The 15394-nt window shown below is 30.8% G+C and carries 14 protein-coding genes; 5 read left to right on the top strand and 9 right to left on the bottom strand.

Going from position 1 to position 15394, the window contains the following annotated elements:
- The first annotated feature begins 736 nt into the window (after positions 1-736).
- From ABW636_RS16625 to ABW636_RS16640, 4 genes are read left to right on the top strand one after another with little or no spacing between them, the layout of a single operon-like run.
- Entirely contained in the window at positions 737-1396 is a 660-nt protein-coding gene (locus tag ABW636_RS16625) for a sugar transferase (protein WP_367591193.1), read from the top strand.
- A 15-nt stretch (positions 1397-1411) separates the two neighbouring features.
- Complete coding sequence (locus ABW636_RS16630) at positions 1412-2161, top strand: phosphorylase family protein (RefSeq protein ID WP_367591194.1); 750 nt, start codon at positions 1412-1414, stop codon at positions 2159-2161.
- Complete coding sequence (locus ABW636_RS16635; RefSeq protein ID WP_367591195.1) at positions 2149-3186, top strand: glycosyltransferase family 2 protein; 1038 nt, start codon at positions 2149-2151, stop codon at positions 3184-3186. Before ABW636_RS16630 ends, ABW636_RS16635 begins: the two co-directional genes overlap by 13 nt.
- A gap of 3 nt (positions 3187-3189) precedes the next feature.
- Positions 3190-4311 (top strand): glycosyltransferase family 4 protein, encoded by a 1122-nt coding sequence (locus tag ABW636_RS16640; RefSeq protein ID WP_367591196.1) that lies wholly within the window; start codon positions 3190-3192, stop codon positions 4309-4311.
- On the opposite strand, the gene ABW636_RS16645 is transcribed toward ABW636_RS16640, so the two are convergent.
- The 9 genes from ABW636_RS16645 to ABW636_RS16685 form a co-directional block, all read right to left on the bottom strand.
- Complete coding sequence (locus ABW636_RS16645) at positions 4297-5346, bottom strand: glycosyltransferase (protein WP_367591197.1); 1050 nt, start codon at positions 5344-5346, stop codon at positions 4297-4299. The two genes, ABW636_RS16640 and ABW636_RS16645, sit on opposite strands and share 15 nt — an antisense overlap.
- Positions 5339-7018, bottom strand: coding sequence for an ATP-binding cassette domain-containing protein (locus ABW636_RS16650; RefSeq protein WP_367591198.1), 1680 nt, complete (start codon positions 7016-7018; stop codon positions 5339-5341). The genes ABW636_RS16645 and ABW636_RS16650 overlap by 8 nt, the downstream gene beginning before the upstream one ends.
- A complete protein-coding gene (locus ABW636_RS16655) occupies positions 7019-7783 on the bottom strand; it encodes a class I SAM-dependent methyltransferase (protein ID WP_367591199.1) in 765 nt (254 codons plus the stop codon).
- Between the two features lie 4 nt (positions 7784-7787).
- Positions 7788-9173 carry a B12-binding domain-containing radical SAM protein gene (locus ABW636_RS16660; RefSeq protein ID WP_367591200.1) on the bottom strand — a complete coding sequence of 462 codons (1386 nt, stop codon included), beginning with the start codon at positions 9171-9173 and terminating at the stop codon, positions 7788-7790.
- Complete coding sequence (locus ABW636_RS16665; RefSeq protein ID WP_367591201.1) at positions 9170-9985, bottom strand: class I SAM-dependent methyltransferase; 816 nt, start codon at positions 9983-9985, stop codon at positions 9170-9172. Before ABW636_RS16665 ends, ABW636_RS16660 begins: the two co-directional genes overlap by 4 nt.
- Complete coding sequence (locus tag ABW636_RS16670; RefSeq protein ID WP_367591202.1) at positions 9952-11418, bottom strand: B12-binding domain-containing radical SAM protein; 1467 nt, start codon at positions 11416-11418, stop codon at positions 9952-9954. Before ABW636_RS16670 ends, ABW636_RS16665 begins: the two co-directional genes overlap by 34 nt.
- Positions 11411-12316, bottom strand: coding sequence for a nucleotidyltransferase domain-containing protein (locus tag ABW636_RS16675; RefSeq protein WP_367591203.1), 906 nt, complete (start codon positions 12314-12316; stop codon positions 11411-11413). Before ABW636_RS16675 ends, ABW636_RS16670 begins: the two co-directional genes overlap by 8 nt.
- A complete protein-coding gene (locus ABW636_RS16680; RefSeq protein ID WP_367591204.1) occupies positions 12313-13215 on the bottom strand; it encodes a glycosyltransferase family 2 protein in 903 nt (300 codons plus the stop codon). The genes ABW636_RS16675 and ABW636_RS16680 overlap by 4 nt, the downstream gene beginning before the upstream one ends.
- Positions 13216-13506: 291 nt before the next feature.
- Positions 13507-14388, bottom strand: coding sequence for a M28 family metallopeptidase (locus ABW636_RS16685; RefSeq protein WP_367591205.1), 882 nt, complete (start codon positions 14386-14388; stop codon positions 13507-13509).
- Between the two features lie 98 nt (positions 14389-14486).
- Between ABW636_RS16685 and ABW636_RS16690 the strand changes: the two genes are divergently transcribed.
- Positions 14487-15038, top strand: a complete 552-nt coding sequence (locus tag ABW636_RS16690) for a hypothetical protein (RefSeq protein ID WP_367591206.1) — start codon at positions 14487-14489, stop codon at positions 15036-15038.
- Positions 15039-15394: the final 356 nt, after the last annotated feature.

Genomic DNA, 15394 nt, shown 5'->3' on the forward strand with positions numbered 1-15394 from the left:
GCGACTGCGCCACGTGACAAAAGAAATTATCCAGTGGATGATTGCTTTTGGCGGCGAGATGATGCGGCTGGCATTCCAAAGTTTTGGGAAGCCTTGATTTTTTGTTTCTTTTTCATCAAGGAAAAAGATAATGCAAAGAATGTTTAATCGGAGTTCTACATATAGCATGTGCATAGAAATTATCTCGTTAGAGTAATTTTATGCTTATGCGGGAACCTTCACGAGAATCGCGTAAAAACTTTTTTCACGTATATTTTATCAAATACGCGATTTATAATGCATCTAAAAGTTTTGCTTTTTTTGGCGTGGGCTATGCGGTTGGATATTGTGTGTAAAAATAAATGCCATATCAGGCATTTAAATTTTTATAAAACAATCGAGCGCATAGGCAGCGGCAATTTTACATAACGGCAAATTATAGCTACAAATATGAAAAGATCCGCAAATTGGCTTTTACATAATTGCTGACGATATAAAACACCTGACGCTGTCGTTATATCTGCAACTATGCAAAATGCAAGCATCCGCCAATTTGCTACAATATACATTTGTACTATAATTTATATTATGTAAAATAGAATATTTTAAAACTACTCTATCAAACCTGTTTGATTTAAAGTCTCTATACCAGCATACTAATTATCCACTCTAATACTTACTACCATTTCAATATAAAATCCTTATATTTAAAAAAGAAAAAATTGCTTGTAAAATTATATAGCTCCTACTAATAGAAATGCTACTAAAGGAAAATTCAATTGCTTTATCGTCTCAAGATGATTCTAATTGCCAAAATCAGACGTCATCTATCAAATTAAAAAGTCAAGCATTCGGTTATAAACGATTTTTAGACATACTTTTTGTGAGCATACTTATACCTATAGCTATTCCATTAATGCTTATTGCTTGCCTCTTAATGAAACTTACTTCTAAAGGGTCTATTTTCTTTTCTCAAATAAGAATCGGTAAATATGGTAAAGAATTCGTCATGTATAAAATACGTACCATGACCGATGGTTATCAAGAATATTTGCAGGATCAAGATAAAGATTCTAGAATCACAGTACTTGGTAAGTTCTTAAGAGTTACAAAAATCGACGAACTCCCCCAATTATATAATATTCTTAAAGGTGATATGAGTCTAATTGGCCCAAGACCCGAACAACCTCGTTATGTACGAAAAAATCAAGAAGAAAATCCGCTTTTTAATCTAAGACATGTTATCAAACCAGGAATTACAGGCTGGGCACAAATTCATATTCCAAAGGCAACCCCTGCAGATAATCTTAAAAAACTCACTTACGATTTATATTATATAGAGAAATATTCATGGAGACTTGATTTTATTATTCTCTTAAAAACCGTTAAGATAATTTTGACACTAAATAGTCGTTGATCAAACATTTTAAAATTGCTTACACACATTATTAATTTATTAAAAACGAAAGATGATGCTATACTTACAATGGACGCCCTTGTAAGATGGAAAAAGTCTAAAAATAGTTATAGTTTTGATTCATTACCCAAGACGGCCATTATTACGGTATTTAATACTAAAAAAGCATTCTTCTCTACCTCTAAAAAGAAAAAAATAAAAGGGTTCAAAGGGCAGAATTTTATCGTAGAAAATAAATTTGTGTTATGTACAGGCTGTGGGTATGGTGCACCACATGTTATTAGTCTATGCGAAGAGTTAAAAGCTTTGGGGGTTTCCGAATTTATATTTATAGGCTTGGCAGGTATGTTGGATGAACAACTAAATGAAGGTGAATTATTCTATCTAGACAAAGTTTTTTCTGGAACAGGCACTTCTTATTATTATGATAAGCAGGAAATGGTCATTCCTCACAATTTGAATTGGATACACACGCTGTCAAAAAAAATGGGAATCTCCCCTATTTGTGGCTGGAGTACCGATGCTCCGTTTAGAGAAACCATAACGCTAAAAAACCATTATATAAAACAAGGAGCCAAAATAGTCGAAATGGAATGTGCAGCCATATACGCTTTTGCCAATTTCTACAAACTAAATGCTGCTTGTTATGTAATTACTTCTGATAGACTAACCAATGACTGGCAACCACCACAAAACATATCAAAATTGATAGAAAAAGAGCAAGAGTTGATAACAACTATAAAAGAGACCTTATGGAACCATTAGTAAGTATTATCATTCCATTTTATAATGAGGAAAACTACATAGAAAGATCTATTATTTCTGCTATCGATCAAAGCTATCCCCATACCGAAATTATACTGGTAAATGATGGCTCTACAGATACTTCTGCCAGTATTGTAAACACCTATGTAGAAAAATATGCCAATGTAACTTGTATTACTACAGCAAATTTTGGGTTGGGAAATGCAAGAAATGTGGGTATTGAAAGAGCCATTGGCCAATTTATTACTTTTTTAGATAGCGATGATGCTTTAGAATCCAATGCTGTAAAATTAATGGTAGACAATATGATGTATTATAAAAGTGATATTGTAGTATCTATGTTTACCTTATATAGTAAAGCACAAAAGAGTTTTAAAACCACAGGCTGGAAAAAAGAAAACAACCATCCTATAAAAGGAATGGAAGGAGTAGAAAAAATGTATACCTCAGGTATTGCTTCCACCGTATGGGCAAAACTCTATAAAACAGAAATAGTAAAGAAAATTCAGTTTCCAACAGGAGTTTGGTTTGAAGATCGTCCATTTTTGATGGAATATCTCCTTCAGACAGATACCATTAGTTTTGTAGAGGAAAGTTTACTACGTATTTATGCAAGAGAAGATTCTATTACTAGAAGAACAGTAACCAAAAGACGAATCATAGATTTATATAAGATTTATGAAGTCGAAATGAATACCTTAAAAAAATACCAGGCTAATGCAAGATTACATGAAATTGTAGTGTATCACCATATCAATGTAAAGCTAGATACTTTCTTTTTATTAATGATTGACAAAGAAGATATTAAGAAAAAAAGTAAAGAGTTTAGAGCAACCTATCTTACGTATATGTCTAAGTTCAAAAAGAATTACCAATCTTTTTCGGTTTCTTTAGGTTTAAAAAAACGAATATTGATAAAACTATTAAATTTACCAAGGGTATTACCCTGGAGCTGGACCGGTTTTATAGTTCGTTCTATTTTTAATAGTAGATATGAAGGAATTCGAATTCTAAAAAAGACTTAGCCTATGAAGATCGTTGATATATCCTATCATAGTAGTCATTGGGGCCTTTCTACTTCTGAGTATTTAAAAATATCACAACCCAATATCGGATACGCTTCTCAACTACCCAATAACTATACAACTTCCTTTGTTTTTCATTCTAAAAATAGTGAAACGATAGTAATAGATGAAGTTACTTATATCTTTAAACAAAAAAGTACTAACTCCAAAATAAGATTTCCGTTTAGACTATCTTCAGAAATTAGAAAGTTACAACCTGATGCTATACTGGTACACTCCTTAACTTATCTACATTTTGCAGCATTTTTAAGATTATTTCTTCCTAAAAAAATAATTATTCTAGTACAACATCATGGAGAACTACCTACCACTCACCCTCTAAAAAAGAAAATAATACAATGGAGCGATCACTTTATAGATGGATATTTGTTTACTGCTAAATCGCTCGGTTTACAATGGGTACATCAAAAATTAATATCCTCACCATCTAAGATTTTCGAGGTTATGGAAGGCTCTAGTCATTTTAAGTATCAAGAAGAAATAGCTAGCCCCGATGTAGTAGAACTTGGCAAAAAGGAACTAACAACTTTTCTTTGGGTAGGAAGATTAGATACTAATAAAGACCCTATTTGTACATTAAAAGCTTTTAGGCAGTATCGTGATAATGGTAATCATTTTAGATTATATATGTTTTATCATACCACCGAATTATTAGAAGAGATATCTAATTTTATCAAAAAAAATGAGCTACAGGATGTTGTTTTCTTAAAAGGAAAAATTACTCATCACCAACTCGAACAATGGTATAACTGGGCAGATTATTTTATTTTGGCTTCTCATCGAGAAGCTGGAGGTTATGCCCTATGCGAAGCAATGGCATGTGGTTGTATTCCTATCGTAACCCATATTCCTTCATTTGCATATATGGTTAAAGATAACTACTCTGGTTTATTATTCGAACCTGGTAACAGTGATGATTTGTATCAAAAACTGAAAATGACCAATGGTCAGGATAAAACGGTCTGGCAACACAGAGTACTAGAAACTTTTAATGAACGATTATCATTTCAAGCCATTGCCAATGGTATCGTCTTTACTATCGAAACATTGTTAGCCAAAAAATAAATCATGTACTATTTTGGTAGTACTTTTATGATCACTACTACAGAACCTTTTAACAGGCATCCCCTCCTCTAGTAACATTTTTACTTTATGAACGATCTCTTTTTTAGATGTTATGTTATAAAAAGGAATATTTTCTCCCTCTATAATAGGTAGTGTACTAATAACCTGGCAACCCGAATACAAGGCTTCATGAAGAACTGTTGCGCCTCCTTCAAAATAAGAAGTATGGATAAATATTTTTGTGTTATTCATATACTCAAGTACTTTTTGATGAGGCAATAGTCCTGGTAACGTAATGATATTGGTTAGTTTTTCTTCTCTTATTGTTCTTTGTAAATTTTCTTCTAATGACCCGTTACCTATTAATACCACACGAATATTAGGAAGTGTTTTGTGTAGTTCTGAAATGATATTCAAAAACAAATCATAGTTTTTTAACGGAATTAATGCACCCACTCCCAAAATATCTATATTTCTGGAATATTCATTAAGTTTTGGAAAAAATGAAGGTGTAACTGCAATCGGAATGGTTGTTTTTGCTTTAAAACCAAAAGCGCTATAAAGGTGTTTATTCTGAAAGTTAGAAATTGCGATCAAATTGTCTGGATTGGGGCGAAAGTATTTCATAAATCGATTAGATTCTTTTACATCCTGCCCTTGCAACCACACAAAGTGTTTTTTCTGAAATACAAAAGATAATATATTTCCTAGCATAGCCGTTTCTGAATACCAAAAGCTTAAAATGCCATCCACTTTATGTCTTCTAAGATGATTTCCTATCTTAAAAAGAGATTTCACCAATGAAAAAAGCTTTAAAAACCAAGTTTTTTGTGGGATATTAAGAGGTATCACCCTAATAGATCTCCAAGTATATGGTTTGCCCTTAGGAATGTATAATGAATAGATAATGATATCTAGTTCTTTATAATTCTCTAATAACGATACTAAGAATTGCTGTATAAAAGGCGTTGTAAAAGTATCTCTCCCATCATGAGGAAATCCAGGAATCAAAATAAGTAACCTCTTTTTAGTCAATTCGAATTAGTTTTTTGTTATCTAATTTAAAGGTTTTATCATAATAACCCTGTAATGCTGTATTATGAGATACTGATAATACACTCATTTTTTCTTCTTTCACCATTTCTTTTAAAAAATCAAAAATGGTCAACTCCAATGCACTATTTTGTTGATTGGTTGCTTCGTCTAATATTAACAGTTTAGGTCTTGAGTAAAGAGCTCTCACTAAGGATAGTCTTTGTTTTTGTCCCCCCGAAAATCTAAGACTATTATGCTCGATGACAGTTTCATATGTATTAGGTAAACTATCAATAAGCGTTGATAATTCTAGTTTCTCACATAAATAATCAATGTACTCATGATCGATTTTACTTCTCTCCTGTCCCATAACAATGTTTTCTAATACCGTTCCGCTAAAAAGAAAGGGTTGCTGAGGAACATATCCTATAAATGGTGAGAATGAATTGCTTTCTCTTGGTATATTATCAATAATAATACTACCATTAGCCGGCTTTATCAATCCCATGGTAAGGTATAAAAGTGTTGTTTTTCCTACTCCAGAAATCCCTGTAACTCCCAGGAATTCTCCCAGTGTGATTTGTAAGTTAACGTCCTTTAAAATAGGCTCGTTCTCAGAATAACTAAAGCCAACATTCTTAAACATTATAGAAGAAAAAGTAGAACTATCGGTTACTGTATCGATATTAGCAACTGTAAAATCTTTCAATAAATTAATAGTATAAAAATGAGATTTTATATGAGTTATGGTATTTAAAATTTTACTGATAGAAGGAATAATACGAATTCCTAATGCAGCTAATGTAGATAAAAATATAATATTATTTCCTTTGTCTCCAAGGCTTAAAAAAGTCAATAAACCCAATGTGATAATCAATGCCGTTTCTAAATGTTTTGAATAGTTAAAACTAGAACTCACCAACATTGCAGTAACATGATTAAGCTTCTCATTTTCTCTTTTAAAATTGTTTATAAAGTAAGACTCATTTTTAGAGCTTTTTATTTCGAGGTATCCATCTAGTATATTGAGTAGTTCAGAGTTGGCGGCTGTTTGTGACTTTTTATAAGTTGTATTGATAATCTCAAAATCTGATTTCCTTTTAAAATAAATAAAAAGACTAAAAAATGAGAGTATTACCAAAATTGTTAGGGTAAATTTTGGGTAGAAATACAATAAAAAACCTAATATCACAATCAAAACTGTTATTTCTGAAAATAGTAAAATGATTGAGTGCAGTAGTTTACAAGAAAAATCAGAACTTACTTTTGTTACTACATTGATCATTTTACCCTTATTTTGTTTTTGATAGGATAAAAAATCTTTGGTAAGAAAAGAATTAACGGCACGTATAGAAATTGTATTGGACAGATTGTACAAAAAACCAAAAAAACGCTTATTAAATTGTATGTGAATACTGTTTTTAATCACATAAAAAAGAATTAAAACAATAATCCCTAGTTGGATTTTTTGAGCCGTCAAAACAAAAGATGTAACCCCCATTTGACCAATCATTTCATCAAACTTACCTTTATCCATCAAAAGAACTAAGACCGGAATGAGGTATGCAATCGAAATTAAATCCAAAAAATTGATAACCACAGATTTAATAAAATACTGTACCAGATTTTTATACTCTTTTGGAGATACTATGTTACGTATTTGTTTAAACATCTATGCAGATTTCAAAATTTTTATCCAATAAAATGGATTTTCTCTTTTTCTTATCAATTTATTGAATATTGAAAATTTGGGTTGATAAACAATTTCAAAACTCTTCTCTTTTATAGTCGATAAGGAATGATGAAAATAGTGGTCAATCATCTCTGGAACTCCAATTTCTCGATAATATGTTGTTGTTCTATTTTTTGCAGCTATCACTTTAGTACGATCATAAAAAGGACTATCTATAATATGAAGTTCGCCTCTAGCAGTTAATTTTTGAGTTAAAACATCAACAATTACCTCTAAATCACTAAAATATTGAATGCAACTATTAACCGTAACAATATCAAAACCTTCTAAAATTTTTGCTTGCGAAGAAAAAATATCGGCATAGATAAAATAAAGATTTTGTTTATCGAAAATCCGAACAGCTTGCTCTAATTCCAATTGGTTTAAATCAACAGCAAATACTTCAGAATTAGGAATCAATGATAATTGATTGCTAAACCATCCATTACCACAACCTAAATCCAGTATTTTAAGAGTTTGCTTTTTTCTTTCTAAATAGCTTATAATTCGTTTCGTAGACTGTTGACGTAGCTTCCATTCATGATAATACCGATGTGTTTTTGTTACATTTGGTAATTTTGAAACGATATTGTCTTCGTATATTCTTTGCTCCTTTTTCCTCACTTCGATATAGGCAGAAGAAAAATTTTCTTGTGGCTCATTGATATAAAAAACCCCATTATTTCTTTCTAAATGTGATACCATAAAATTATTGGTGTTTATAATATTTCATTGCTGCCAATGCTAAGATAGATTTTAATTTTAATCGATAGGTTTGCATCCTACTTGTGCCTAACTTTTTATTTTTATGATAATTCACTTCGCTTACTATTCTACTTACCGCATAATCATAATATTTACGGTTATAAGTTCTTTTAAAATCAATTTCTCTATCGGTTGATGTTTCCCATTGGGGTTGTATAGTAATCTTATCTTCTATTTCATTATATAAAGAAGTTCCTTTTATAGGATAAGCCACTGTAATGGTAAAAAGTGTAGGGTTTGCCTCTTTTAAGTAGGTAACCGTTTGTGTTATATCCTGTTCATCTTCACCTGGATATCCAACCATGATAAAAGTACCGGTTTCGATCCCCAACGCATTGGTTTTCTGTATGGCTTCTTTTACGGTTCCTACATCCACCCTCCTATCCATAGCATTAATGATCTTTTGCGAACCACTCTCTGCTCCTATCCAAATCCTAAAGCAACCCACTTCTTTTAATAGTTGTAGTACTTCATCATTCAGTCGTTCAGCACGAGTAATACATTCGAACGGAATTACAGCATCTTGTTCTAATACTTCTTTATGAAAGCTCTTGAGCCATTTGTGACTTACAGTAAAAACATCATCTACAAACCAGACACTATCAGGCTGGTATTTGGTTTTTAGCATTTTTAACTCTTTGGCAACCATATCGGCGGGTCTACGCCTGTAACTTTGTCCATATACCGCAGTACTACACCATTTACAAGTATAAGGACAACCACGCTGTGTACTTACTGTCATAGAGCTTTTACCATGGTATTTTTTCCAGGTATCTAAGTATTTATGAATAGGTATTGCTTCACGATTTGGTAACGGTAAATGCACCAACTCTTTCATTTTAGTTCTAGCAGGTGTTTTAACTATTTCTTCATTTGATAGATATGCTATGCCTTGTATTTCTTTATAACTCGTATTGTTTAGAATCGCATTCGAAAGTTCGAAAGTAGTTTGTTCTCCTTCGCCAATGATTAAAAAATCTACCCCAGTTCTCAAATAATTTTCACAGTTATAAGTAATATCGGGACCACCAAGAATAATTTTTGGGTTTCCAAAGGTACTATCAGATTTTAAAATTTTTACCAGTTTAATCACATTAACCTTTGTCATTAAATTAGTATAAATAGCAACAATTTTTGGTTGTTCCTTTTTTATAAACTCTAACTGCTCTTTGAACGAATAGAAAGTACTATCAAAAACACTATTTTGTAATTTTTTTTCATTTAGATATCCAGAAATATATAATAAACCCAATGGTGGGTATGGGCGCATAATTTTTTGCTCCTTTTCATCTTCAAATAAGTAATATGCATGGGTTAAAACAACACTCATCTTTTCTGTAATTCTATTAAAAAATGATCTGCATACTTTGCCAAAAATCCAAAATGGATATATTTCTCTACCGTATATATTATATTCCAAATAGGAAATTTGGTGATAAATGATTTTTCTAGGTACGACGGTGGCACCGATATTCCTATAGGAATGTATTTGACCAGAGAAAACTTTTTATTTTTCATTAGCATAATATCCTTAGGATTATAGTACCAAGTAGGTACCTTGGTACCGTCTACATTTACAGATACAGCATCATTTGTATTTCTTCTGGTAGCATTTTTAAAATTTCCTTTTATAGAAAAATACAAACGTTCCCAAAAACAATTTTTAGGCATTAAAACCATGATTAATTTTCCTGAAGGTTTTAATAACCCGGCAGTAGCTTGTATAAAATCTTGCATTTCTTTATAAGAAAGACAGTTAAGTCCACCAAAATTCGAGAAAATAATATCATACTTACTTTTACTAACTGGGTGCTCGCTAAGTGCATTACAATCCAACACATGAAAGTCTACATGGGTATTTTTGCCTTTATGTTTGGCTATTTCTACCATATTTTCTGAAATATCTGTCGCAACAACCTTATGATTTCTTTTATCAAATTCTAAAGCATCCTCTCCTGTTCCACAATTTACTTCTAGAATAGTTAGTTTTTCTGAAGTCAAAAATATAGACTGAAGGTTGCGGTACACCTTTTCTCTTTGTGCCTTTCCTATTTTTGTATTTGTAAATGTATTATCATAGGTAGTAGCTGCTATATCAAAAAAACTACTCATACGGTATTTTGCATATTTTTTAACTGCCATCCATTTATGATGGATGCTGGTGTATAATACACCAATGAAAAAATCTGTCGCCATTCAAAATATCGTAGCCTAAATGGGTTTTTAAGGCCTTTTTTAAGTTTATCAAATCCTTGACTTCTTCTAAAAACCTTATGAATATATCGGTGTAATTTTTTATAAAACTTAGAGTTAAAAGTACCCCTAAACATCATGGCCAAATCATCAGAATCGGTCCAGTTCGCCTTTAGTTGTAAATCATCTTTTACTTTGTCATAAAACTTCGTTCCGGGAAGCGGATAAGAAACAGAAACTCCAATATTATCAGGTATTAACTCTTTTACCATAGCAATGGTCTTATAAATATCTTCCTGGTTTTCTGATAGGTATCCAAACTGCAAAAAGAATGCTACTTTAATGTTTTTTGCCTTTAATAATCGCGTTGCTTCATAAATTTGATCAACGGTAATCCCTTTATCCATAGCATCCAAAATCTTTTGTGATGCGCTTTCTGCACCAACCCAAACTTCTTCCAAACCAGATTCTGCTAGGCAATCTATGGTATCTTCTTTTAGCAATAGATCTACTCTACTTTGTATATAATAAGAGATTTTTAAATCTTTTTCTTTTAAGCACTCGTTAAACTCTTGCACCCAACCTGGTTTTAGGCCAAAAATATCATCACACATCCAAAATTTACGTACTCCATAGTTATCTTGTAAAAGCTGAATATGTTTACTAATATACTCTGGTGAATGTGAATTGTACCTGTTTCCATAAATAGGCTTGGCACACCAGTTGCACTTATATGGGCATCCTCTAGTAGTAGCCATGTTTAACGTAAATTCTTTACCACTTTGTTTCCATATATTTTTATATGCCTGAACATCTATTAAATCCCAAGCTGGTAGAGGGAAATCGTCTAAATCTTTATAAACAGGTCTTTTGGGATTTTTAGTGATTGTACCTTCATCATTTTTATAGACCAATCCATTTAACAAGTAAGGGTCTTGTTTATCTTTTATAGTATCGACTAACTCTTTCAAAGTAACTTCTCCTTCTCCTTGAATTACATAATCGGCTCCAGCATCCAAATATTTTTCATAATGATCTGTTGAGTCCGAACTACATACTACTACTTTACATTTTTTACTTTTAGCAAAAGCAATCATTTCAAAAGCAGCTTCTCGCATTGTAGTTAGGCACATTTTTGTAAGATAATTGAAACCGTCATCATAAATTACGAAAACATCTGGAGTGTTATTTTTATCAAAAAAAGAATCAAGGGTACTAACATCTTCTAATAACCCGGTGTCAAACAACGATACTTTATAACCATTCTCTCTTAAATAAGAAGCAGCATAGATAGTTCCCAAAGGAGGGAACGGTGTTTTGTTTTTCCATTGTTTTTTATCAAAACGATAAAAAAATGAGTGTGAGAAAGCTACTTTAAGCATATTCTTTATCTAGTTTAATTCCGTACGTTTTTTCTATTTCACTATATCTTTCATTTAATCGATGTAATACCTTTGTTTGAAAGTTTTGAGGGTGATGTTTTGACATATTTTCAGAAGATTTAAAAGCAATTTTAAATTCTTCATCTGATAAATGATTAAACATTTTATTCCACCTCTTAATCGTTTTTTTCATAAAAAAACGTTCAAAAAAATCACCTATTCTTGAGTTTAACCCCCACTCTATTAGCTTAGATAAAGTCGATTTACGAATCTCTTTTGCATTGTTACCAATGTCTTTTTCTAAGTTTGGAAAGAAAGAATATACCCATTCATTTCTCTTTGTAAATGCTGTATAAATCTCTTTTCCGTACAAGGGAGCGAGTGTAGCAACTTCGGTAGCAGTAAATCTATTTTCTTCATCAACTTTTAAGTATCCACTACTCATGAAGTAATTTACACAAAAAAACTCTTTAGAGTTTAGTAAAAACATTTTTTTATAAAGTACTAAGAAGGTTCTTGTAATCCATAATCTGTTTTTTTCTGAGATAATAAAAAAATCTATGTCACTATCTTTATCAAAATATCCTTTGGAAAGTGATCCAGAAATACATACCCCTCTCACATAAGGAAACTTAGAAATGAACTTTCCTACTTCCCAAGCTTTAGGCATAATTTCTTCTGCCGCTTTATTTCCGTTAATTCGTTTTTGGAGCGTTTTTCCATTAGGCTCAAAAAAATAATGATCCTTTACATTATATATTATTTGTTTATACTCTAGTTCCTCCAATCGTTCTATAAATTCTTCTTTATTTGTGTATTTACAAAACCTAAATATTTCCTCTTTGGTAAGAGGATGGTTAAACAATGAAAAATATGTTATAGTTTTTAGAATAGTCATTTTTTATATTCAGAAAATTGAAGAAGCGTTTTTTTATTTATAATTTTTCTTTCTCTATCAACAAGCCAACCCCATTTATTAAAGTATTTAATTGATGATACAATATGATGCATAAATACCTTATTATTTGTATAAGATTCTTTATTGTATTTGTGATAAACAGCTGTTTCTGAAAAAAAAACTGTTTTGGATATTCTGCCAATACGTCTAGTAAGATCCAAATCTTCAAAATATAAGAAGAAACGTTCGTCAAATCCACTTACTTGTTTAAGAATGTCAGTTCTTGTGAACATAAAACATCCGGATACGTAAGGAATCTCTATATTTTTATCATGCTCAAAAAAACGTAATTCATATGTTTTATTATTCTTTTGAATCCACCGTTTAATCGGAGAAAAACGTCTTATAATTAAGTTTTTAGGACTTGGTATCAGCTTACATAAAAACTGTTGTTTGCCAGAAGGGTATAGTATTTTTGGCATTAGCAGCCCTATTTCTCCATTTTGATCCATAAAACCAATAAGCTTATTGATAACTTCCTTACTAAAGCTAATATCAGGATTCATAATCACATGATATTTTGATTTTAAGGTAATAGCTTTTTTAATGGCAATATTATGTGCCATACCAAAGCCTAGATTTTTACCGTTAAAAATATAAGTAACATTTTTATAGTTCTTAAAATGAAATTCTCTACTTTTTGAAGAGTTATCTACAATAAATAAATTGGCGTTTGGGTAAGAAGAAAAAAGACTGTGTACTACCTTATTAACGTCATCGACATTATTATTATAAAGAACTAAAGAGGCAGTTAAATGAATCAAAGATACTTGTGTTATGTAAACAAATATAATTGATATTTTATTGAAAGAAGTATAAGTAATAATAAAATTTGACAATATTATTATTACTTTTTTTTAATATTTATAATAAATTTGATAATAAAATATTGATTATATAATCATATTCATAAACGCTCGAAAAGACTATGTTTTTTTCACAAAACACTGTTTTGAAAGCAAAGAAAAACACAGATAAGATATTACAATTCAACATGGTATAAGTATATTTTTAGATTGTAAATATCACAATACGAAGAAAAAAATGTAAACAATAAAACCCATTTTCGCATCACTAAGAATTAAATTAATAACACTTAAATAGAAAAGAAAATGGGCTTAATAATATTTTTATTTGGCCAGTGATTTCATCACTTTATATATAATATTGGTGGTAGAAGCCAAGTATTTAAAATTCACCGTAGTATATTTATCTTCACTTTTACGAACAAAGGGAGAATTATCAGCATTTCTTAATTCTGCTGTCAATGTTACCGTATCAAAACCAAAATTGGCAAAGAATCTGCTCTCTGGTGTTGCTACAATTCTTTTGTAAATAGGCACAGGTGATTCTATACGATATAATGACTCCAAACTTATATTAGAAGCTAGTAATTCAATAGCTCTATCTTCATCATTATCCCAACCCATATAGTCAGCTCGATGCATAGAGTGTATAGTATAGTTTTCTTCTTTCAACTTTTTAGTAAATAATCTGGTTCCGATTAAATTACTTTTCCAATGATCAAAAAAGACCACAATAAAACTCTTGTTACGTTCTTTTAATTCTGCTATTTTTTTTGCTACATAAAAAGCAATAGCCACACCTGTAGCATTATGCACAGCACCTGGGCTATTCTCTACAGTATCAAAGTGCGAGGCTATAATAACATATTCTTTGCTACCATTCGTTGCGGGAATCTCTGCATACACATTCATTCCTTTAAAAATATCCCCTTTTTTATTCTTTACATTATACTCATGTTTTTGAGCTTTAAGACCTATGTCTTTTAGAGAATTATACAAAAAATCCGCAGTAACCTTACGTTCAGAGTCAGAAGCTCTGCTGCTTAATTTTTTTCTTCCTTTAATGGGCTCATGTCCCGTAAGTTTGGCCACAATTGTTTTTTCAACATTAATAATTTCGGCCTCCAGTCGATCATAATCAGTTTGCGAAAAACCATTCTGAATCAACATAATAACAAGTAGTAAAAATATTCTATACGTATTCATTTTATTTATTTTGTATTCTTTTTTCCCAGTCTACAAATTTATTAAAAACTTATCATTGTACAATTTTGTACATTTAGCATTTAAATAGACTTTCACACATGTTTAGTACAAAAACCGTACCTTTTATTATGTATGCATTGTTTTTTATACAATGTAACACTTATAGTCCAGAAAATAAACTACTTGCTCCAGAAAATTGGAAAAGTGAGATAATTAAATTTCCTCTTGGGTTTGCTCCCAATTTAAAATACTCTGGTGAAGAATATGTACGTTTTGCACCAGGTTGGGGAGATATAACTGCTTTGGACTATTTTTCTTATGCATTTTTATGGGATATTAATGAAGATCCAAAATTATCTTCTAAGAAATTAGAAGGTGAAATGGAAGCTTATTTCAATGGCCTTGTCAAAAAAGATGATTTTAAATCTAAAGCATTTTTTGAAAAAATAAACGATACCCATTTTATAGGAAAAGTAATTACACATGATTCGTTTACCGCTAACAAAGAAGTACAATTAAACATCATTGTAACTCAACAATATTGTGATCAAACCAAAAGACATCTTGTTTTGTTTAACATATCACCGCAAAACCTTGAACATCAGGTTTGGAAACAACTTAAAAAGATTGAGATTGCTATAGATTGCTAATAAATATGGCTCCCCATTAATAATTTTGGCACGTTAATTAATCTTTATTTTTATACATTTTGAACCATTGTAGCTCTATAATAGATTTAGCATCAAAAATAGAGTTACTATATTAGTATATTTCTTTTAGCTATTAGTAATTCATTCACAAAGCTTGTAATGACTCAAAAAAGAGAAAATTTGTAATGATCGCCTTCTAAATTGAAAGTTAAAAATAACCGCACATTTTTTAGGCATACGGCAATATTATTTAAGTTCATAATTACAAAATGTAGCTATAAAAAGTCATTTTATTATCAATTTGAAAAAAGTTTAAACCGCTTCTATATGATTATAACAAAAAAGCGTTGTATACC

Origin of the sequence: Aquimarina discodermiae (genome assembly GCF_040786235.1) — a bacterium.
Lineage (GTDB): Bacteria > Bacteroidota > Bacteroidia > Flavobacteriales > Flavobacteriaceae > Aquimarina.

Excerpts from the sequence above, each read along its gene's own strand:
- ABW636_RS16625 (WP_367591193.1), top strand. The coding sequence starts at position 737 with ATGCTACTAAAGGAAAATTCAATTGCTTTATCGTCTCAAGATGATTCT.
- ABW636_RS16635 (WP_367591195.1), top strand. The coding sequence starts at position 2,149 with ATGGAACCATTAGTAAGTATTATCATTCCATTTTATAATGAGGAAAAC.
- ABW636_RS16640 (WP_367591196.1), top strand. The coding sequence starts at position 3,190 with ATGAAGATCGTTGATATATCCTATCATAGTAGTCATTGGGGCCTTTCT.
- ABW636_RS16650 (WP_367591198.1), bottom strand. The coding sequence starts at position 7,018 with ATGTTTAAACAAATACGTAACATAGTATCTCCAAAAGAGTATAAAAAT.
- ABW636_RS16655 (WP_367591199.1), bottom strand. The coding sequence starts at position 7,783 with ATGGTATCACATTTAGAAAGAAATAATGGGGTTTTTTATATCAATGAG.
- ABW636_RS16660 (WP_367591200.1), bottom strand. The coding sequence starts at position 9,173 with ATGAGTGTTGTTTTAACCCATGCATATTACTTATTTGAAGATGAAAAG.
- ABW636_RS16665 (WP_367591201.1), bottom strand. The coding sequence starts at position 9,985 with ATGGCAGTTAAAAAATATGCAAAATACCGTATGAGTAGTTTTTTTGAT.
- ABW636_RS16670 (WP_367591202.1), bottom strand. The coding sequence starts at position 11,418 with ATGCTTAAAGTAGCTTTCTCACACTCATTTTTTTATCGTTTTGATAAA.
- ABW636_RS16675 (WP_367591203.1), bottom strand. The coding sequence starts at position 12,316 with ATGACTATTCTAAAAACTATAACATATTTTTCATTGTTTAACCATCCT.
- ABW636_RS16685 (WP_367591205.1), bottom strand. The coding sequence starts at position 14,388 with ATGAATACGTATAGAATATTTTTACTACTTGTTATTATGTTGATTCAG.
- ABW636_RS16690 (WP_367591206.1), top strand. The coding sequence starts at position 14,487 with ATGTTTAGTACAAAAACCGTACCTTTTATTATGTATGCATTGTTTTTT.